Raw genomic sequence first — 19,706 nt, forward strand, 5'->3', positions numbered from 1 at the left:
GGGAAGGGGCTCAGGGCGAGGGGGATTTGGAATTTCGCAGCGCCCAGGGTGGATGGATGGGGAAGAAGACCCCGATGACGCCTTATGATCCGCGCCGCCAGAACGTGACTCATCCGCAACCTTCTGGCAACCAATCAAGATCAAAAAGGGAGTTATCAATGGGTTGGAATGAAACCGCGTTGAGCCTCAGCCGCGCCGTTGGCGACCGAATCGCTTTGGACGCGAGTTACCCAGCGGCGCAGTGCCTTCGGAATTTGCAGTTGGTCGATTTGCCCTATGCAATGGAGAGAAACGGTTTTCGCGTCGGCGCAGCGCTGATGAAGCGATGGTTCACCCACCCGGCATTTGCAATGCCCCCTGCATGGAAAGACCCCTCACAAGGCCAGTTGGATCATCGGACGGTAAGCGCACACTATTTGGACACAACGACAGTCCCCATGTCCTGGGCCCTATCGTTCGGAAGAACGCAGGAAAAGTTGGAGGAGCTCAAGCGCGCCATCCAAGGACAACTCTTGGCAAAAAGCCTTGTTGCTTCTCAAGACAGACTTTTTGGCAGATTGCAGCGGGCTGGCAAGCTGGGAACTCACCCCATGGTTTTCGGCTCGGGCCTGCCGGCGGTCGATTTGCATGAGACTGCACACCTGAACTCCCGCGTCGTCAGCAGCAATGGATTCGAGAAGTTAACGGACCCGATTGACGATCTTTACTGCGCACTGGGCGCGTTCACCTTGCACGCTGCCGCAGAAGGGATCGTGACGCCACTGCACCAGCAACGCGGTCCATTCACGCACCAAATTGACATTCATAGTCTGGGCTTTTACATCCGGGACTGCTATGACTTCACAGAAGATCAACCTCTTGGCAACTGGAGCACAGACGAGGTGGGAATGGCTCCCATGCCTCGCTTAGCGATGGTAGAAAATGCAAGCTTTCGCCGGTGGCGGGCGGTCCATCAACGCGGGGGCGATTTTCTGATTTTCTCAAACGTCCATTGGGAAAAGTTGAATGCTCCAATCACGTGGTTTCTCAAAGTTCCCTGAGATGAAAGACCTATCCCCCATCAACGGACCTCGCAGTCAGAAGGCTCGACGCTGGCGCCGCCGTCTTGGCATCCTCTTCGGTGTCCTGTCAGCCACCGTGGTCGCAGCCCTTTTTCTGTTGACTGAAACCTTCGACAAGGCGAGGCTGGTGCATACCGATATCTGCGGCAATGGAAACTATCGGCTGGGTGTCTACAAATACAGCGGCGGCGCGGGGTATGTCGAATTAACGGACAGAGACGGCAAGGCGTTCGGGCGATCGGCCTTTTCGGACGGTGCTTATCTTGATCCGGAATGGTCAAACGATTGCCTCACGGTCACTGTGGGAACCGACACAGATCGCGTGAAAATCGTGGTACCGCGTTGAAGCAGATGCATGCCCGCTTGCAGCATCTGAAATTCTCATTTATCTATTCATAAAATCATTCAAATCAGATAGTCTGAGAAGCATGCCATCCGCAGCCGGGAATCACTCCGCAAAAATCCAGACGATGCTTCGCCAAGGGCCCAAGACAGCGCATTCCTTCATGGAATTCTTGGGAACCAGCCAACCCACGGTGTCGCGCGCCCTACCGCGTCTCTGCCGAGGGCAAGGTCCAAGAACTGGGCACGCTGATTCCGGTGGCTGCGGAAGGCTTCGTGATGGTGCAGGCCGATGGTCAGCGCGTTCACAGCGACGGCTTGCCCTGGTGGATCTTCGACATGCGCCCTCAGGGTTATCTGGGGCGTGCCTTCAACCAGCGCCACGGGGGGCGTCTCGGGTTACCGGAACGGCTGAACGACTGGGGAGACACCCAGGCGCTGCGCGCCCTGCTGCTTCAGGGAGACGACCTGCCGGGCAACGTTCTTTTGGGTGCGGCGGCACGCGAGCAGTTCGTCAATGCGCCAGCTCCGGTTCCCATCCCAGCGGCCAGGAGACCCCAGGCCTACGTGGAGCTTGCGGCAGCGGCAACGCGCGGCGAATTGCAGGGGTCGTCCGCAGCGGGTGAACAACCGAAATTCACTGCCTATGTGCAACCGGAAACGGGGCCGGCCGTGCACACCATCGTCAAGTTCTCCGCCTCGCTGCCGAGCTTGGTGAGCGAACGTTGGCGCGACCTCCTGCTGGCGGAACACATCGCGCTGCAGGTGCTGGGAGACGCGGGCATCCCCGCATCGCTCACCCGTGTCATCGACCATGGCACGCAGCGGTTTCTCGAAGTGCAGCGTTTCGACCAGGTGGGGGCCCTGGGTCGCCGCGCGCTGCACTCTCTCGCGGCGCTGGACGCGGAATTCGTGGGCCATGGTGGCCGATGGCCAGACATCGCGCAGGCATTGGCACGCGCGCGGATCATCGTGCCTGAAGCGTTGGAGGGGGCCTGCCTGCTCTGGGCTTTCGGCACCCTGATCGGCAATACCGACATGCACAGTGGCAATCTTTCGTTCATGTCGGAACAGGGCCGCCCCTAACAGCTGGCACCCGCTTACGACATGACGCCCATGGCCTTCGCACCAACGGCCGGCGGAGATCTTCCGCAGCGCACGCTGGAGCTGAACGTGGGTCATCAAGTCCCTGCCCGGGCATGGCTCCACGCCCTGCCTCTGGCCCAGGACTTCGTGCAGCGCCTGGAGAAAGCTGAAGGCCTCAGCGGTGGATTCGGGCCTTGCCTTGCTGCCCTGCAATCGCATGTCGCCCTGGCGGCCGAGCGGATCGGTCGACTGGCTCCATGACCCTCTTTCGTTCTATCCGTCCGCGCCCCCGTACCGCACCGCCCGCGGCGGGCGGCACAGCCCCCACAGCGTGATGCCGGCCTGCTGCGCCAGGTCGATGGCCAGCGAGGTGGGGGCCGACACGGCGGCCAGCAGGGGAATGTCGAGCCGGGCGCACTTGCGCACCAGTTCGTAGCTGGCGCGGCTGGACATGACGACGAAGCCGTCCTCCCCCAGCCGGCCCTGCGCGGCCAACTGGCCGATGAGCTTGTCGAGGGCGTTGTGGCGGCCCACGTCTTCGAGCAGGTCGGTCAGCTCGCCGCCTGGCGTGGCCCAGCCGGCGGCATGGACGGCGCCGGCCGCGGCATTGAGCGACTGCCGCGCGGGCATGGCAGCCACGGCGCGCAATATCGCGTCGGCAGGCAGCGCACCGGCCCAGACGCGTTCGGTGACGCGTTCGGGCACCAGGTCCAGCGCCTGCAGGCTGTCGATGCCGCACACGCCGCAACCCGTTCGGCCCGCGAGCGAGCGGCGCTTGTCTTTCAGGCGCGCGAAGCAGCGTGCCGTGATGTCCACCCGCACCTCGCACGCGGTGGCCGTGCCGGCCGGGACCCCGGTGGGTGCCTGCAGCGCATGCACCTCGATGCCGTGGCAGTCGCCCGGCTGGTCGATGATCCCCTCGCTCAGGGCGAAGCCGAGGGCGAAGGCATGCAGGTCGGCGGGCGTGGCCATCATCACGGCGTGCGAGAGGCCGTTGAACACCAGGGCCACCGGCACTTCGGCGGCCACCGCGTCGTCCTCCCACATGGCAGCCACAGCACCCTGCGGGCAGGGATGGCGCTGCACGCTGCGGGTGGCCAGCGGCGTGGGCAGGGGGCGGCCTTCGTCGTCCAGGCCCTCGGGGCCGGCAGATTCTTGCGCCCCTCCCATGCCCGCCAGCTGCTGCCGCCCGGCATCGGTCAGCCAGGCCAGCCAGCGGCTGTCGTCCTGCGCCACGCGCACCCAGCCGGGGCCCGGCTGGCCGCCCACGGCCGCGCCGCTCAGCAGGTGCAGGCCGCGCAGCACGGCGCTGCCGGGCAACCCCAGGTGCTTGGCCAGGCGCGGCATGGAGACGCCCTGCGGATCGTCCAGTTCGGCCAGTGCCGACAGCAGCGCCGGTGAGAGCCCGCCGTCATGGCCCACCGGCACGGGCGGCATCAAATGGCCGCCACGGCCGCGGGTTCCGCGGCGGCGGCCGTGTCTGCAGCATCTGCCGCCCCGGCCGCATGCGGCACCAGCACCACGGGGATCGACTTGGAGGTCGGCGTGCCCGCATTCAGCGCCACCGACGAAAGGGGCACGAGCGGATTGGTCTCGGGATAATAGGCAGCGAGGTTGCCGCGGGGAATGTCGTAGGCCACGAGCTTGAAGCGGTCGGCGCGGCGCTCCTGGCCGTCGCTCCACACGGTCTGGATATCCACCCAGTCGCCGTCCTTCAGGCCGAGGGACCGAATGTCCTCCTCGTGGATGAACACCACGCGCCGCTGGCCGAACACGCCGCGGTAGCGGTCGTCGTGGCCGTAGATGGTGGTGTTGTACTGGTCGTGCGAGCGCGTGGTGAGCAGCGTGAACACGACGGTGTCGCGCCGCAGCGCGCGGGCCTGGTGCGAGGGCGTGTCCACCGGCACGGGGTGGGCGACGAAGCTGGCCTTGCGGCCGGCCGTGGCCCAGACGCGCTCGCTGGCGGTATTGCGCAGCCGAAAGCCCCCGGGCACGGCCACGCGCTGGTTGAAGTCCTTGAAGTCGGCGAACACGGCTTCGATCTTGTCGCGGATGCGGGCGTAGTCTTCGATGAGCCACAGCCACGGGGTGCGGCTGCGCCCGCCGATCGTGGCCGCGGCCAGCCGCGCGACGATGGCGGGCTCGGACAGCAGCTGGTCCGAGGCCGGCGGGTTGATGCCCATGGACAGGTGCACCATGCTCATCGAGTCCTCCACCGTCACGCCCTGCGGGCCGCCGGCCTGCATGTCGATCTCGGTGCGGCCCAGGCACGGCAGGATGAGCGCCTCGCGCCCGTGCACGATGTGGCTGCGGTTGAGCTTGGTGGTCACGTGCACCGTCAGGTCGCAGCGGCGCAGCGCCTTCCAGGTCTCGTAGGTATCGGGCGTGGCGGCGGCGAAGTTGCCCCCCAGGGCGAAGAACACGCGCCCCTTGCCGTCCAGCATGGCCTGGATGGCCTCCACGGTATCGACGCCGGGCTCGCGCGGGGGCTCGAAGCCGAACACCTTCTGCAGCTTGTCCAGCAGCGCGGCCGGGGGCTTTTCCCAGATGCCCATGGTGCGGTCGCCCTGCACGTTGCTGTGGCCGCGCACGGGGCACGGGCCCGCGCCGGGCCGGCCGATGTTGCCGCGCAGCAGCAGCCAGTTGACGATCATCTGGATGGTGGCCACCGAGTGCATGTGCTGGGTGATGCCCATGCCCCAGCAGGCGATCACGCTCCGGGCATTGCGGTACACCTCGGCTGCGGCGCGGATCTGCGCCTCGGGCAGGCCGGACTCCTCTTCGAGCAAAGGCCACGATTCGGCGCGCAGGTCGGCCAGCAGGCCGTCGATGCCGGTGGTGTGCTCGGCGATGAAGGCATGGTCGAGCACGCCGCCGTCGCGGTCCTCGATCTCGATCAGGTGCTTCATCATCCCCTTGACCAGGGCCAGATCGCCCCCCACGCGCAGCTGGAAGTAATGCGTGCTGATGGGTGTCGAGCCCAGCGTGGCCATTTCCATCTTGCTCTGCGGGTCCTGAAAGCGCTCCAGGCCGCGTTCGCGCAGCGGGTTGAAGCTCACGATCTGCGCGCCGCGCTTGTGGGCCGCGCGCAGCTCGCCCAGCATGCGCGGGTGGTTGGTGCCGGGGTTCTGCCCGAAGATGAAGATGGCGTCTGCCTCCTCGAAGTCCTGCAGCGTGACCGTGCCCTTGCCCACACCGATCTGTGGGCGCATGGCGCTGCCGCTGGGCTCGTGGCACATGTTGGAGCAGTCGGGAAAATTGTTGGTGCCGTATTCGCGCACGAACAGCTGGTACAGGAAGGCGGCCTCGTTGCTGGCGCGGCCCGAGGTGTAGAAGATGGCCTCGTTCGGGCTGGGCAGCGCGTTCAGGTGCCGGGCGATGAGCGCGAAGGCATCGTCCCAGGCAATGGGCACGTAGTGGTCGCTGGCCGCGTCGTACACCATGGGGTGGGTGAGCCGGCCCTGGTCTTCCAGCCAGAAGTCGCTCTGCTCGGCCAGGGCGGCCACCGAATGCCGGGCGAAAAGCTCCGGCCCCGCGCGGCGGGCGGTGGCCTCGGCCGCCACGGCCTTGGCGCCGTTCTCGCAGAACTCGAAGGTGGAGGCATGGTTGCGGTCGGGCCAGGCGCAGCCGGGGCAGTCGAACCCGTCGGGCTGGTTGGCCGACAACAGGGTCTTGGCCCCCTTGAGGGGAATGTCCTGGTACTGCAGCGCGCGGCCGACGGAGCGCAGCGCGCCCCAGCCGCCGGCCGGGCCTTTGTAGAACTCGATTTTCTTGTCGGTCATCGTGGTCTCCTGCTCATCGGCGAAACGAACGGCGAAAGGGGTGGGCTCCCGAGGGAGCGACCGGGTTGGACACCGCCGCGCGCGCGGCGTTCCGCAGCGGCCACCATGCTAGGGCGTTTTGAAGGTCGCCGCAGCGTCGGCCAGGGCCGCGGCCTGCTCGCGCATGCGCAGGGCGGCGGCCGCGGCCTCCTCCACCAGCGCCGCATTCTGCTGGGTCATCTGCTCGATGCGGGCGACGCTCTGGTGGATGCCGTCGATGCCGCTGCTTTGCTGGCCGCTCGCTGCGGCAATGTCTTCGATCAGGTGCGTGACCTCGGCGATCGAGTGGGCAATGCCCTGCATGGACTGGCGCGCATCGTCCACCAGGCCGCCCCCCGCGTCCACCCGCTCGACCGACGCGGCGATGAGGCCACGGATCTCCCGCGCGGCGTCGCCCGAGCGCTGGGCCAGCGCCCGCACCTCGCCCGCCACCACCGCGAAGCCCCGGCCCTGCTCGCCCGCACGGGCGGCCTCGACCGCGGCGTTCAGCGCCAGGATGTTGGTCTGGAAGGCGATGCCGTCGATGATGCCGATGATGTCGCGGATGCGGTGCGCGCCCTCGCGGATGTCACCCATGGTGGCGACCACCCGCTCCACCGCCGCGCCGCTTTGCCCGGCCGCCTGCGACACCGCGCCCATGAGCCCGTTGACGCGCCGGGCGTGCTCGGCGTTCTGCCCCACCGTGGCCGTGAGCTGCTCCAGCGCCGAGGCGGCGCTGTTGACTTCGCCGGCCTGCTGCTCGGTGCGCGTGGCCAGATCGCCGTTGCCGGCCGCGATCTCGCTGGTGGACAGGCGCAGCCCGTCCGCGCCCCGCCGCACGTTGCCCACCAGTCCGGCCAGCCCCACGCCGATGCCGTTGATGGCCTGCAGCATCTGCCCCACCTCGTCGCGCCGGGCCACATGCATCTGGGTGGTGAGGTCGCCGGCGGCGATGCGCTGCGCCGCCGCGCGCCCCTGCGCCACCGGCCGGGCAATGCCGCGCTGCACCATGCCGTAGATCGCCGCCGCTGCCAGCAGCGGCAGGCCCGCCACCACCGCTACCCAACTGGCAGGCAGTGGCGCCAGCACCAGCCAGGCCAGCGCCCACAGCGCGTACTGCACCGCCAGCACCAGCAGGGCCAGCCGGCCCGCCAGGTTCAAAGCGGGAATCTCGCTGACATCCAGGCCCACGTAGAGCACGCCCACCACGTGGCCGGACGCATCGCGCACCGGGTCGTAACGGGTCATGTTCTGCCGGCCGAACACCGTGGCGTAGCCGGCATAGCCGCGCCCCGCCAGCAGGTTGGCATAGGCCGGGTGGGAGCGGTCGAGCAACGTGCCCACCGCGCGCTCGCCGTCCTGCTTGCGCACCGAGGTGGCGACGCGGACGAAGTCGTTGCCCTGCCGGGCGAACACGGTGGCGCGCACGCCGGTCTGCGCGGTGAAGCGGTCGGCCACCGAGAAGTCGCCGTTCAGCAGGCGCCCGGCGCAACGCAGCAATGGCGCCTGAGCGGCGCCACCCTGCGGTGGCTCGAGCGTGAAGCGGCCCGCGTGCTCGGCGGCGAACCGTGCCGCGGCGGCGTTGATCCGCCGGTGAAGGGAGCCTGGCAGCACCATGGTGCCCGGCCCTTACTGGAAGAACTTGGCAGCGCTCACCAGGGTCTTGTAGATGCCCCAGGCCAGGGGAATGCCCACCGCAGCCCAGGCGAACGCCACCAGTGCCGGGCTGGTGGAGCTGCCGGCCCCGGTGCCCGAACCCACCTCGGCCGCCAGCGATTTCTCGTGCGCGAGCTTTTTCTCGTGCGCCAGCTCTTCATCGGTCATGAACCACTTGTCGGCCAGCGGGCGCACCAGCAGGTTGGCGATCAGGCCGATGACCAGCATGCCCACCAGGATGTACATGGTCTGGTTGTAGACCTGCTCGCGCGGCAGGCCCAGGCCCAGCTGGTATTCGCGCATGTAGTTGACAACCACCGGGCCCAGGATGCCCGCGGTGGCCCAGGCGGTGAGCAGGCGGCCGTGGATGGCACCCACGAACTGCGTGCCGAACAGATCGGCCAGGTACGCCGGCACCGTGGCGAAACCGCCGCCGTACATCGACAGGATGATGCAGAACGCCCCCACGAACAGCAGCTTGCTGCCGGCCCCGGCCGAGCTGGGGATGCTGGCGTACAGCAGGCCGCCCAGCACGAAGAACACCACGTAGGTCATCTTGCGGCCCAGCTTGTCCGACAGGCTGGCCCAGAAGAACCGGCCGCCGATGTTGAACAGCGACAGCAGCGCGGTGAAGCCGCCGGCCACGGCGGCGATGGCCGCCAGCTGCGCCTTGTCGAGTTCGCCGAACTTCTGCGGCACGCCGATGAGCGCGCCACCGAACACCTCCTGCAGCATGGGCGAGGCCATGCCGATCACGCCGATGCCCGCGCTCACGTTCATGCACAGCACGACCCACACCAGCCAGAACTGCGGAATGCCCCAGACGCGCTTCACGTGCACGTGGCGCTGCGTGATCATGGTGTTGGCACTGGGCGGCGGCGGGGTCCAGCCGGCCGGCTTCCAGCCCGTGGCGGGCACGCGGTAGCCGAGGGCGCCGGCCATCATGAAGACGAAGTACAGGAGCGCCATGACCACGAAGGTCTGCATCACGCCCACGTCGGTGGGGGTGGAAAACCGCTTCATCAGGTCCACCGCGAGGGGCGAGCCGATCATCGCGCCGCCGCCGAAGCCCATGATGGCCATGCCGGTCGCCATGCCCCGCCGGTCGGGAAACCATTTGATGAGCGTGGACACCGGCGAGATGTAGCCCAGCCCCAGGCCGATCCCGCCGATGACGCCCGAGCCGAGGATCATCAGCCAGAACTGGTGCAGGTGGATGCCCAGCGCCGACAGCAGCATGCCGCCGCACCAGCACACCGCGGACACGACACCCGCCTTGCGCGGACCGGCGCGCTCCAGCCAGCCGCCCCAGATGGCGGCAGAGCAGCCCAGGAACACGAAAAACAGGGTGTACATCCAGCCCAGCGTGGCCACGCGCCAGTCGCAGCCGGAGGCGAACAGCTCCGCGAAGAAGCTCATGTCCTTGGGGCAGGCGGCGCCGGTGCCGGCCGTGGAGAGGGCCTTGGACAGCGGCAGCCAGAACACGGAGAACCCGTAAGCCATGCCGATGCAAAGGTGGATCGCCAAGGCCGCCGGAGGAACGAGCCACCGGTTGAAGCCGGGACCGGCAATGATGCGTTCCTTGTCCAGAAAACCGGGTTTTGTGGATGACATGCCACTCCTCTCTGCTGTGCTCTTTTTCGACGTCCGCGCGCCACCCTGGCACGGGCTCTCGATCCAGTGTCAGCGCATTGCTTGAGCTACGTCAAGACACATTGCACACAACGCGACATGTTTTTCCGCGCTGTCAGGAAGCAGAAAGGACAGCAGTGCAGGCGAAGCCGCCGGTCGTCCGGCAGCGGCCGCCTCAGGTGGTCTTGCTGATGGAGATGGTGGGGAATTTCGACGAGAAGTCCTTGGCCTGCTGCGCCACCTTGACCGCCACGTCGCGCGCCATCTTCCTGTAGATGCGGGCCACCTCGCCATCGGGGTCGGCCACCACGGTGGGGGTGCCGGTGTCGGCCTGCAGGCGGATCTGCATGTCCAGCGGCAGCGCGCCCAGGTAGGCCATGCCGTATTCCGCCGCCATGCGCTGGCCGCCGCCCTCGCCGAAGATGTGCTCCGCGTGGCCGCACTGGCTGCACACGTGCACCGCCATGTTCTCGACGATCCCGAGGATGGGCACGCCCACCTTCTCGAACATCTTGATGCCCTTCTTGGCATCCAGCAGCGCGATGTCCTGCGGCGTGGTGACGATCACCGCGCCGGTGATGGGCACGCGCTGGCTCAGCGTGAGCTGGATGTCGCCGGTGCCGGGCGGCATGTCCACGATGAGGTAGTCCAGGTCCTTCCAGTGGGTTTGCCGCAGCAGCTGCTCCAGCGCCTGCGTGGCCATGGGGCCGCGCCAGATCATGGCCTGGTCGGCATCGATCAGGAAACCGATCGACATCACCTGCACGCCGTGGTTGCGCATCGGCTCCATGGTCTTGCCGTCGGCGCTTTCGGGCTTGCCCTCGATGCCGAGCATCATGGGCTGGCTGGGGCCGTAGATGTCGGCATCCAGCACGCCGACGCTGGCGCCCTCGGCCGCGAGCGCCAGCGCCAGGTTGGCGGCGGTGGTGCTCTTGCCCACGCCGCCCTTGCCGGAGGCCACGGCGATGATGTTCTTGACCTGCGGCAGCAACTGCACGCCGCGCTGCACCGCATGGGCGACGACCTGGCTGGTGATGCGCACCGCCACCTGCTCCACGCCGGCGACGGCCTGGGCCGCCGCGGTCAACTGGCGTTCCAGTTCGGGCACCAGGCTCTTGGCCGGGTAGCCCAGCTCGACGTCGAACGCCACGTCACCACCGGCGATGCGCACGTTGCGCACCGCCCGCGCACTGACGAAATCCTTGCCGGTGTGCGGATCGCTTACGCTCGCGAGCGCCGCCAACAGCGCCTGTTCTGTGACTGCCATGCCAATAACTCCTTGAGGGGCCGGTAGTCTATTCCCTGATCTCCCAACCCCGCAGGGCCGAGGACAATGCACCGTTGCCGCGCCCGCCCACGCCTGCCCACCCGTTCAGTACAAGGATTCCCGTGAAATTCAAGATGGCCCCCAACTCCCTGTTCGCGATCCTGCTGCGTTCGCCCTGGTGGATCAGTTGGTCGGTGGCCGGTCTGATCGCGCTGGTGTGCGGCGCCCTGCTGCCCTCGCACATCGCCCCGTACGCCGCGGTGGGCGCCCTGCCGATCTTCGGCGTGGGCTGCCTGGCCGCCTGGCGCCAGTGGCGCGCGCCCAGCAGCGCGCGGGTGCAGGCCGTGCTGGGGCAGGCGGCGGAGATGCCCTGGCGCACCTTCGCGGATGCGCTGGAGCGCGCCTGGCAGGCCGAGGGCTACGCGGTGCGCCGCCTCACCGGCCTGCAGGCCGATTTCCGCCTGGAGAAAGCGGGCCAGACCGCCCTGGTGAGCGCACGCCGCTGGAAGGCCGCCACCCATGGCATCGAGCCGCTGCGCGACCTGCAGGCGGCCGCCCGGGCGCAGGACGTGCCGGCCAGCACCTACATCGCGATGCAGGGCACGGTGAGCGACAACGCCCGCGGCTATGCCCGCGAGCACGGCATCACGCTGATGGAGGGGGAGGCCCTGGCCGCCCTGCTGCTGAAGGCGCCCCGCACCGCACCCGCCCGGTGATCCGACGCCCGGTACGACCACCGATCCGCCGAGGCCCGCCATGCCCCCTTCCGCCGCAGCCCCCGCCGCCAAACCCGTCTCGCCCCGCCCCATCGGCTTGGTGCTGACCGGCGGCGGGGCCCGTGCGGCCTACCAGGTGGGCGTTCTGGAGGCGATCTCCGACCTGCGCATGGCGTGCGGCGCGGGGCGCGAACCCAACCCGTTTCCGATCATCACCGGCACCTCGGCCGGCGCCATCAACGCGGCCGCCCTCGCCTGCGGGGCGGACCAGTTCGACCGGGCCGTGCGCCGCATCGCCCGCGTGTGGCGCAATTTCCATGCGCAACAGGTGTACCGGGCCGATTCGCTGAGCGTGATGCGCAGCGGCGCGGGCTGGCTCACCCTCATGTCGCTGGGCTGGCTGCTGGCGCGCTGGCGGCGCATGCGGCCGCGCTCGCTGCTGGACAACTCGCCGCTCACCGGCCTGCTCACGCAACTGGTGCCGCTGGTGCGGCTGCCCCGGCTGATCCGCCAGGGGCACCTGCAGGCGCTGGCCATCACCGCCTCCAGCTACAGCTCGGGCGAGCACGTGACCTTCTTCGAGGCCGCGCAGGCGCAGCAGCCCTGGGTGCGCTCGCAGCGCAAGGCCACGCGCGACCGCATCACGCACGACCACCTGCTGGCGTCGTCGGCCATTCCGTTCGTCTTTCCCGCCACGGCGCTGGGCATCGACGGCCACACCGAATACTTCGGCGACGGATCGATGCGGCAGTCCGCCCCGATCGCGCCGGCCATCCATCTGGGCGCCGAACGCATCCTGGTGGTGGGCGCGGGCCGCATGCACGAACCGGCGGGCGAGGCGCTGCACAGCGATGCGCCGGCCTACCCGTCGCTCGCGCAGATCGCCGGGCACACGCTGTCCAATATCTTCCTGGATGCCCTGTCGGTGGATGTGGAGCGCGCCCAGCGCATCAACCAGACGCTGTCCCTCATCCCGCCCGAAGTGCGCGCGCACAGCCCCTTGCGCCCGCTGGAACTGCTGGTGATCGCGCCTTCGCAGCGCCTGGATGCGGTGGCCGCCCGCTACGTGGGCGAGCTGCCCCGCCCCATCCGCACGCTGCTGGGCGGCCTGGGCGTGACCTCCAACATGCAGGACGTGCGCGGCGCCGCGCTGGCCAGCTACCTGCTGTTCGAGGCCGGCTACACGCGCGAACTCATGGCCCTCGGCCGCGCGGACGCCCTGGCGCGCCGCAGCGAGATCTGCCGATTCTTCGGCTGGGCCGACGCGGGCAACGCGGTGCGGGCGCCTGCCGTTTGAGCCCGCACACCCGGCCCGGAGTCACCCCTCCTGTCGGAGCCAACCGATGCCCTTCGCGCCCCGCCCCCACTTCCCATCGGCCATCGCCCGCACGGCCCGCACCGGCCTGGCGGCGGCCGCGATCGCCGCGCTGACCGCCGGCTGCACGCATCCACCGGCCGGCCCGAAGGCGGCGGCTGTCGCCCCCGCCGCGGCGCCGCCGGCCGGTGCCGAAGCCCCACCCTCCCCCACCCCATGCCCCGAAGGCCTGCCCGCCGCCACGCGCTGCCTGAGCGGGCAGGACTCGGCCGGCGCCCACTACCTGATCGCCATCCCCGCGGACTGGAACGGCACGCTGGTGTTGCACGCCCACGGCGGCCCCACGCTCAGCGCGCCGCGCCTGTCGCGCACGGTGGAAGACCTGGAGCGCTGGGCCATAGTGCCGCGCGCCGGCTACGCCTGGGCCGGCTCCACCTACCGCCAGGGCGGCGTGGCGGTACACGCCGCGGCCGAAGACACCGAGCGGCTGCGGCGCATCTTCGTACAGCACGTGGCCGCGCCGCGCATGACGCTGCTGCACGGCCAGTCGTGGGGCGCCAGTGTGGCTGCCGTGGGCGCATCGCTCTTCACCGACGATGGCCACGGCAAACGCCCCTACGACGGCGTGCTGCTCACCAGCGGCGTGCTGGCCGGCGGCAGCCGGGCGTACGACTTCCGGCTCGACCTGCGGGTGATCTACCAGGCGCTGTGCGCCAACCACCCGCTGCCCGCCGAACCCCAGTACCCGCTGTGGATGGGCCTGCTGCCCGATGCCACGCTGAAACCCGCCGACCTGAAACGCCGCGTGGACGGCTGTCTGGGCCTGGACCGGCCCGCGGCGCAGCGCACGGCCGCGCAGCAGTCGCGCGTGCAGACCATCGTGCAGACCGTGCGCATCCGCGAAAGCGCCATCCACGGCCACCTGAACTGGGCCACCTGGCACTTCCAGGACATCGTGCAGCGGCGCACCGGCGGCGCCAACCCCTTCGGCAACCGGGGCGCGGTGTACACCGGCTCGAGCGACGATGCCGCGCTCAACCGCAGCGTGCAGCGCTACCGCGCCGATCCGCAGGCCGTGGCCACCTTCGCGCGCGACACCGACCCCGACGGGCGCATCCCGGTGCCGGTGCTGACCGTGCACGGCGTGGACGATCCCACCGCTTTCGTCGAGATGGAAGACAGCTTTCGCCGCACGATGGAGCGCGCCGGCACGGCCGGCCACCTGGTGCAGACCTTCACGGCCGACAAATCCCACAGCTACCTGACCGATGCCGCCTATCCCACGCTGCTGGCGGCGCTCGGCCAGTGGGTGCTCGGCGGCCCGGCCCCCACGCCGGCGGGCATCGCCGCGCAATGCCCGGGCGTGCAGGCGACGTTCGGCGGCGAGTGCCGGTTCCTGCCCGGGTACCGGCCGCAGCCGCTGGAGCCCCGGGTGACGCCGCGCGAGCGGCCATGAGGCCCCTGCGGGCAGCCCCGGCCGCGCGGGCCGGGGCGAGCGCCTAAAATCCGCGGCTTGTCCGCGTTTTTCGCGGCCCACCCCGAACGCCCGCACCCGATGACCGCACGCAAGATCTTCGTCACCACCGCCCTGCCGTATGCCAACGGCAACTTCCACATCGGCCACATCATGGAATACATCCAGGCCGACATCTGGGTGCGGTATCAAAGAATGCAGGGCGCCCAGGTGAACTTCGTGGGCGCGGACGATGCCCACGGCGCGCCGATCATGATCGCGGCCGAGAAGGCCGGCAAGACGCCCCAGCAGTTCGTCGCCGACATCGCCGCCGGCCGCAAGCCCTACCTGGACGGTTTTCACATCGCGTTCGACAACTGGCACAACACCGACGCGCCCGAGAACCACGCGCTCGCCCAACAGATCTACCGCGACCTCAAGGCCAACGGCCTCATCGAGACGCGCACCATCGAGCAGTTCTTCGACCCCGAGAAGAACATGTTCCTGCCCGATCGCTTCATCAAGGGCGAATGCCCCAAGTGCCACGCCAAGGACCAGTACGGCGACAACTGCGAGAACTGCGGCGCCGTCTATGCACCCACCGACCTCATCCAGCCCTTCTCGGCGCTGTCGGGCGCCAAGCCGGTGCTGAAGAGCTCGGAGCATTTCTTCTTCAAACTCTCCGACCCGCGCTGCGTCGATTTTTTGCAGGAATGGACGCAGAACGGCGTGCACGTGCAGCCCGAGGTGGCCAACAAGGTCAAAGAATGGTTCACCGTGCGCACCAACCCGGACGGCAGCACCAGCGAGGGCCTGGGCGACTGGGACATCAGCCGCGACGCGCCCTACTTCGGCATCGAGATCCCCGATGCGCCGGGCAAGTACTTCTACGTGTGGCTCGATGCACCCGTGGGCTACCTCGCCTCGCTCAAGAACCTGCTGGAAAAGCGCGGCGAAGACTACGAGGCCTACATGGCCGACCCGCTGCTTGAGCAGTACCACTTCATCGGCAAGGACATCGTCACCTTCCACACCCTGTTCTGGCCCGCCATGCTGAAGTTCAGCGGCCGCAAGACGCCCGACAAGATCTGCGTGCACGGCTTTCTCACCGTGAACAACGGCGAGAAGATGAGCAAGAGCCGCGGCACGGGCCTGGACCCGCTCAAGTACCTGGGCCTGTCGATGAACCCCGAATGGCTGCGCTACTACATCGCCGCCAAGCTCAATGGCCGCAACGAGGACATCGACTTCAACCCCGAAGATTTCATGGCCCGGGTCAACAGCGACCTGATCGGCAAGTTCGTCAACATCGCCTCGCGCGCGGCCGGCTTCATCGCCAAGCGTTTCGGCGGCCAGCTGGGCGCCATGAGCGGCGACGGCCAGGCCCTGCTCGCCACGCTGGCGGGCCAGGGCGGCACCATCGCCGAGGCCCTCGAAAAGCGCGACACCGCCCGCGCCCTGCGCGAGGTGATGCTGCTGGCCGACCGCGTGAACGAGTACGTGGACGCCAACAAGCCCTGGGAACTGGCCAAGCAGGACGGCATGGACGCGCGCCTGCAGGACGTGTGCACGACCTGCATCGAGGCCTTCCGCGTGCTCGCCATCTACCTCAAGCCCGTGCTGCCCGCCCTGGCCGCGCAGGTCGAAGCCTTCCTGAACGTCGCGCCGCTCGCCTTTGCCGATGCGCAGACGCTGCTGGGCGCCGGCCACACCATCGGCACCTACCAGCATTTGATGCAGCGCGTGGACGTGAAGCAGCTCGACGCCCTGTTCGAGCCGCCCGCGGCGCCTGAGCCCGAAAAGACCGTGCCCGGCGGCGAGGAGATCACCCCCACCATCACCATCGACGACTTCGCCAAGATCGACCTGCGCATCGCGCAGATCGTGAACTGCGAGCCGGTCGAAGGCTCGACCAAGCTGCTGCGCCTGACACTCGACGTGGGCGAAGGCCGCCACCGGAATGTGTTCAGCGGCATCGCCAGCGCCTACCAGCCCGCCGACCTGATCGGCAAGCTCACCGTGATGGTGGCCAACCTCGCCCCGCGCAAGATGAAGTTCGGCATCAGCGAGGGCATGGTGCTGGCCGCCAGCCATGGGGATGAAAAGGCCCACCCGGGTATCCACGTGCTGGAGCCGTGGCCGGGTGCGACGCCCGGCATGCGCGTGCGCTGAGGGTATTGGCGGTCCCATCCACACGATCTCTCGTGAGGATTGGATCAGCGAGCGGCGCGGCACTGTCGATGGCCGAAGCCGGGCTGATCTAGCGCTGCGGGCCCGCGTTTGCGCCCGACGGCGCGTGGCCGGGCGCATTACTGTGCGCAGCGATTTAACAAACGGTCAATAAAAATAGTGGCTTAAAAGTCAAATTCGAGCCGTCTTGCATTTAGCATTCGTCCCCAACAAAAACACGATCTCAAGGGGGGGGATTGAATGAGCGCAGAACTCGCGGCCACGTTCTTCAACGTCGGCTACGGACAGATCCTGGCCCAGTCCATGGACAAGAACCAGGTGGACGTGCTGGTGCTGACGCAGGGGCAGTACATGACCATCCTGCAGGACAAGGCCCGGAACAATGCAGCGCTGGAATTCAACCTGCGCAAGATGCTGTCCAAATCCACTTTTGGGCAGTACTGGCAGAAAGAGTTCAGCCCGAATGCCAGCGAGCCGTGGGTCGGGCCCGTAGCGCAGGGGGCCAACGATGTGCTGGCCATCGGCAAGACGATGAATGCCATCGGCATGGCCGGCATAGGGACTTACATCAAGACCACGGCGACGGGCACGTACATCATCATCAAAGGCTATTCGGCGCGGCGCAGCGGCGCGTTGCAGGGCACGCGCTACTTGGCGACGAATCCCAAGATGCTGCAACTGGGACTCGGAATGAAGAGCCTGCAAGGCATTGCCAAGGGCGGCTTCATGCTGGGCGTGGTGGTGTCCACAGGGATCGAACTGATGGACTTCATGTTCAATGACGAGAAGACCATGTATGACCTCGTGGGCGGGATCGGGGTGGAGGCCGTCAAAGGCGGGCTTGGCGCTCTGATTGCGTATTCAATGGCTGCGGGCGTCGCCGGATCGGCTACGACAGTGGCGGTGCTTCCACTGGTCGTGATGGCCGTCTTTGCCGTTGGTGTGGGCATCGGGCTGAATGCTGTTGATCGACACTACGGTCTGAAGGACAAGGTGATCGCTGCCCTCAAATTGCTTCCTGAGCAGACCGCTCAAGGTATCTACTACATCGATACGAAATCCCAGTCATGGCAAAACGAACTCAGCGATGCAATGACTCAGAAAAAGACGCAAATGGGCCGTGCCATTGACCAGGGGGTCAAAGATTGGCTCTGTCGAATTTCTTGCGTTCGATATTAAGTAACACCTCCGCTACCCATGTTCGACGTCAAAAAAGTTCGCGCCACCTTGTTGTGGGGAATTCCTCTTTACCTTGGACTCATGGCAGGCTCATGCTTTGTAATCCGCTACGAAATCATCCCAACCGTTGTCGGCATAGCCACCTTGGCATCCGGAGTACGGATCGCACCCGCAGCACTGCTCGCCCCATTCATCGCGCTTATCTGCGCTTTAGCAATCATCCTGGGGACCATGCGCGCGATTCCTTGCAGCGACAAGTCCATCCAGCCAATGGAGCGTTTCTTCACGATCATCGTGCTCGCGAGCGGCGTGGCCTTGTTGCTCATTCCCGTGACCTCTCTGATCGTGCGCTTTTATATGCCCAGCCTGGGTTACTCGCTTTGTTCAGACCTTAAAGACAACCCCACCATGTGGTTCACCGATTGGGTGCGCGATCCTGCCTGGTGTGTCAGAGGCAAGAGCTTGGACTGGGTGAACCAGCAGGGGCGTTGATGCCATGCGATAAGACCGCACTGTGGACTGACCAGCGAGGCTCGCATTCCTGGTCAACGCAGGGATTTTTCGGGCGCCGCGCCCGCTGACTGAGCCGGCCTCGCCAGCCCACACAGCCTCAATGCCCCACGTACCTTCCCGGCCGGTGGCTGATCCATAAAAACCCGCTCATCACCACCACCGCCAGCACCGAATACGCCACCCGCTCGATCGGCACGATCACCAGCGCCAGCAGCACCACGGTGCAGTCGATCGCCATCTGCACCTTGCCCGCGCGCACCCCGTAGCGCTGCTGCAGATACAGCGAGACGATGGTGGCGCCGCCCAGGCTGGATTTGTGGCGCGCGAGGAACAGGCAGCCCGTGCCCAGCAGCAGCCCGCCCAGCACGGCGGCGAACAGCGGATTCAGGTAGTCCACGTGCATGACGTGGGGAAACAGCTCCGTCAGCACCGACAGCAGCGCCACCGACAGGAACGTCTTGACGGTGAACTCCCGCCCCATGCGCGTCCAGGCGAACCAGTAGAACGGCAGGTTGATGGCGAAGAACAGCTTGCCGAACGAGATGTCGGTCACGTAGTGCAGCAAGAAGGCAATGCCCGCCGTGCTGCCGATGAGCAGCCCCGCCTGGCCGAACAGCATGAGCGCCATGGCCACGAACAGCGTACCCGCGAAGAGCGCCTGCACGTCTTCGTAATGCCCGTGGCGCAGCGACCCCATGGGGTACAGCGGCGCGGAAGGCGGCGGCGCGGCCTCGGCCGGGGACGCAGGGGGTGGCAAGGGGGCTTCGGGCATGGCGGGGCGGATGGTTGTCACAGGCTACTCCAACACCGGCAGGCCATGCAAACAACGCGCCAACCCGCGCTGGCGGTGGTGCCGGCGCCGGGCTATCGCCCCTCGCGGATCTCCAGCGCGCTGCCGCTGCGCAGCACCCGGCCCTGTCCGTCGAAGTACACGGTGAAGATCATGGGCTGGTTACCGCCGTCGTTCCAGCGCCAGTCCCAGGCGGTCTCGCCCTTGCGCTCATAGGTCATGGCCTTCATGGGCTTGCCCAGGCGCCGGCGCACGTCGTCCATGGCCATGCCGGGCACGATCTGCTCGAAGTTGTGCGGCGCCAGCACCTGGCGCAGCGCGCTCATGCGGCCGTCGGGGCCGATGGTGATCATGTAGTTCTGGTGGCCGGCCGGCTGGCGGTTGTATTCGAAGGTGCGGGCACCGCCCGGCTCGTCCCACACGCGCTCGGGCTCGCCGAAGCGCGAGCGCACGTCGGCCTCGGTGGAACTGCCCTCCTCCAGTTCGCTGATGCGTTGCGGATCGCAGCCGGCGAGCAGGGCCGCCAGGACGCCGAGCGCGCAGGCCAGGCCGGTGGCGCGCAGCGCCCGGGCCGCCGGGGCGCTCCATCGGGGGGTGTTCATCGGGGGTCCTTTCCGGGGCAGTGTCGGGGTCCGCACTGTAGCGCGCCGAGGCGGCGGCGCCCCAGCCAAGGGCGGCGCCCGCTAAAATCGCCGCCTCCCTACAG

General features: G+C 67.6%; 17 protein-coding genes. 10 read left to right on the top strand and 7 right to left on the bottom strand.

The features are described from left to right. Positions 1 to 74 precede the first annotated feature (74 nt). The 4 genes from AVME950_RS07610 (at position 75) to AVME950_RS07625 (ending at position 2,750) form a co-directional block, all read left to right on the top strand. Positions 75 to 1,040 carry a DUF6402 family protein gene (locus AVME950_RS07610; RefSeq protein ID WP_284429321.1) on the top strand — a complete coding sequence of 322 codons (966 nt, stop codon included), beginning with the start codon at positions 75 to 77 and terminating at the stop codon, positions 1,038 to 1,040. 1 nt (position 1,041) lies between these two features. Continuing rightward, entirely contained in the window at positions 1,042 to 1,407 is a 366-nt protein-coding gene (locus AVME950_RS07615; protein ID WP_284429322.1) for a hypothetical protein, read from the top strand. Between the two features lie 254 nt (positions 1,408 to 1,661). Continuing rightward, positions 1,662 to 2,489 (top strand): HipA domain-containing protein, encoded by an 828-nt coding sequence (locus AVME950_RS07620; RefSeq protein WP_502869368.1) that lies wholly within the window; start codon positions 1,662 to 1,664, stop codon positions 2,487 to 2,489. Between the two features lie 30 nt (positions 2,490 to 2,519). Beyond that, positions 2,520 to 2,750 carry a hypothetical protein gene (locus tag AVME950_RS07625; protein ID WP_284429324.1) on the top strand — a complete coding sequence of 77 codons (231 nt, stop codon included), beginning with the start codon at positions 2,520 to 2,522 and terminating at the stop codon, positions 2,748 to 2,750. A gap of 12 nt (positions 2,751 to 2,762) precedes the next feature. Here the strand turns inward: AVME950_RS07625 and fdhD are convergent, their stop codons facing one another. The 5 genes from fdhD to apbC form a co-directional block, all read right to left on the bottom strand. After that, positions 2,763 to 3,659 carry a formate dehydrogenase accessory sulfurtransferase FdhD gene (gene fdhD, locus AVME950_RS07630; RefSeq protein WP_502869384.1) on the bottom strand — a complete coding sequence of 299 codons (897 nt, stop codon included), beginning with the start codon at positions 3,657 to 3,659 and terminating at the stop codon, positions 2,763 to 2,765. A gap of 266 nt (positions 3,660 to 3,925) precedes the next feature. After that, positions 3,926 to 6,271 carry an FdhF/YdeP family oxidoreductase gene (locus AVME950_RS07635; protein ID WP_284429326.1) on the bottom strand — a complete coding sequence of 782 codons (2,346 nt, stop codon included), beginning with the start codon at positions 6,269 to 6,271 and terminating at the stop codon, positions 3,926 to 3,928. 108 nt (positions 6,272 to 6,379) lie between these two features. Continuing rightward, positions 6,380 to 7,906, bottom strand: a complete 1,527-nt coding sequence (locus tag AVME950_RS07640) for a methyl-accepting chemotaxis protein (RefSeq protein WP_284429327.1) — start codon at positions 7,904 to 7,906, stop codon at positions 6,380 to 6,382. A gap of 12 nt (positions 7,907 to 7,918) precedes the next feature. Continuing rightward, entirely contained in the window at positions 7,919 to 9,559 is a 1,641-nt protein-coding gene (locus tag AVME950_RS07645) for an OFA family MFS transporter (RefSeq protein ID WP_284429328.1), read from the bottom strand. A 193-nt stretch (positions 9,560 to 9,752) separates the two neighbouring features. After that, positions 9,753 to 10,844 carry an iron-sulfur cluster carrier protein ApbC gene (gene apbC / locus AVME950_RS07650; protein ID WP_284429329.1) on the bottom strand — a complete coding sequence of 364 codons (1,092 nt, stop codon included), beginning with the start codon at positions 10,842 to 10,844 and terminating at the stop codon, positions 9,753 to 9,755. A 134-nt stretch (positions 10,845 to 10,978) separates the two neighbouring features. On the opposite strand from apbC, the gene AVME950_RS07655 reads away from it, so the two are divergent. The 6 genes from AVME950_RS07655 to AVME950_RS07680 all read left to right on the top strand — a co-directional run bounded on the left by AVME950_RS07655 (position 10,979) and on the right by AVME950_RS07680 (position 18,189). Then, positions 10,979 to 11,560 carry a restriction endonuclease gene (locus AVME950_RS07655; protein WP_284429592.1) on the top strand — a complete coding sequence of 194 codons (582 nt, stop codon included), beginning with the start codon at positions 10,979 to 10,981 and terminating at the stop codon, positions 11,558 to 11,560. Positions 11,561 to 11,600: 40 nt separating this feature from the next. Beyond that, on the top strand, positions 11,601 to 12,857 hold the full coding sequence (locus AVME950_RS07660) for a patatin-like phospholipase family protein (protein WP_284429330.1): 1,257 nt from the start codon (positions 11,601 to 11,603) through the stop codon (positions 12,855 to 12,857). A gap of 46 nt (positions 12,858 to 12,903) precedes the next feature. Beyond that, a complete protein-coding gene (locus AVME950_RS07665; protein ID WP_284429331.1) occupies positions 12,904 to 14,331 on the top strand; it encodes a hypothetical protein in 1,428 nt (475 codons plus the stop codon). Positions 14,332 to 14,430: 99 nt separating this feature from the next. Beyond that, entirely contained in the window at positions 14,431 to 16,500 is a 2,070-nt protein-coding gene (metG, locus tag AVME950_RS07670) for a methionine--tRNA ligase (RefSeq protein WP_284429332.1), read from the top strand. Positions 16,501 to 16,758: 258 nt separating this feature from the next. After that, a complete protein-coding gene (locus tag AVME950_RS07675) occupies positions 16,759 to 17,697 on the top strand; it encodes a hypothetical protein (protein ID WP_284429333.1) in 939 nt (312 codons plus the stop codon). Positions 17,698 to 17,715: 18 nt separating this feature from the next. Next, positions 17,716 to 18,189 carry a DUF1240 domain-containing protein gene (locus tag AVME950_RS07680; protein ID WP_284393471.1) on the top strand — a complete coding sequence of 158 codons (474 nt, stop codon included), beginning with the start codon at positions 17,716 to 17,718 and terminating at the stop codon, positions 18,187 to 18,189. Positions 18,190 to 18,307: 118 nt separating this feature from the next. Here AVME950_RS07680 and AVME950_RS07685 read toward each other — a convergent pair whose 3' ends face one another. Beyond that, positions 18,308 to 18,982: a YitT family protein gene (locus AVME950_RS07685; RefSeq protein WP_502869369.1), complete on the bottom strand. Its 675-nt coding sequence runs from the start codon at positions 18,980 to 18,982 to the stop codon at positions 18,308 to 18,310. A gap of 92 nt (positions 18,983 to 19,074) precedes the next feature. Continuing rightward, positions 19,075 to 19,602 carry an outer membrane protein assembly factor BamE gene (locus tag AVME950_RS07690; protein WP_284393469.1) on the bottom strand — a complete coding sequence of 176 codons (528 nt, stop codon included), beginning with the start codon at positions 19,600 to 19,602 and terminating at the stop codon, positions 19,075 to 19,077. Positions 19,603 to 19,706: the final 104 nt, after the last annotated feature.

It is taken from the genome of Acidovorax sp. SUPP950 (assembly GCF_030158935.1).
Taxonomy (GTDB): domain Bacteria; phylum Pseudomonadota; class Gammaproteobacteria; order Burkholderiales; family Burkholderiaceae_C; genus Paracidovorax.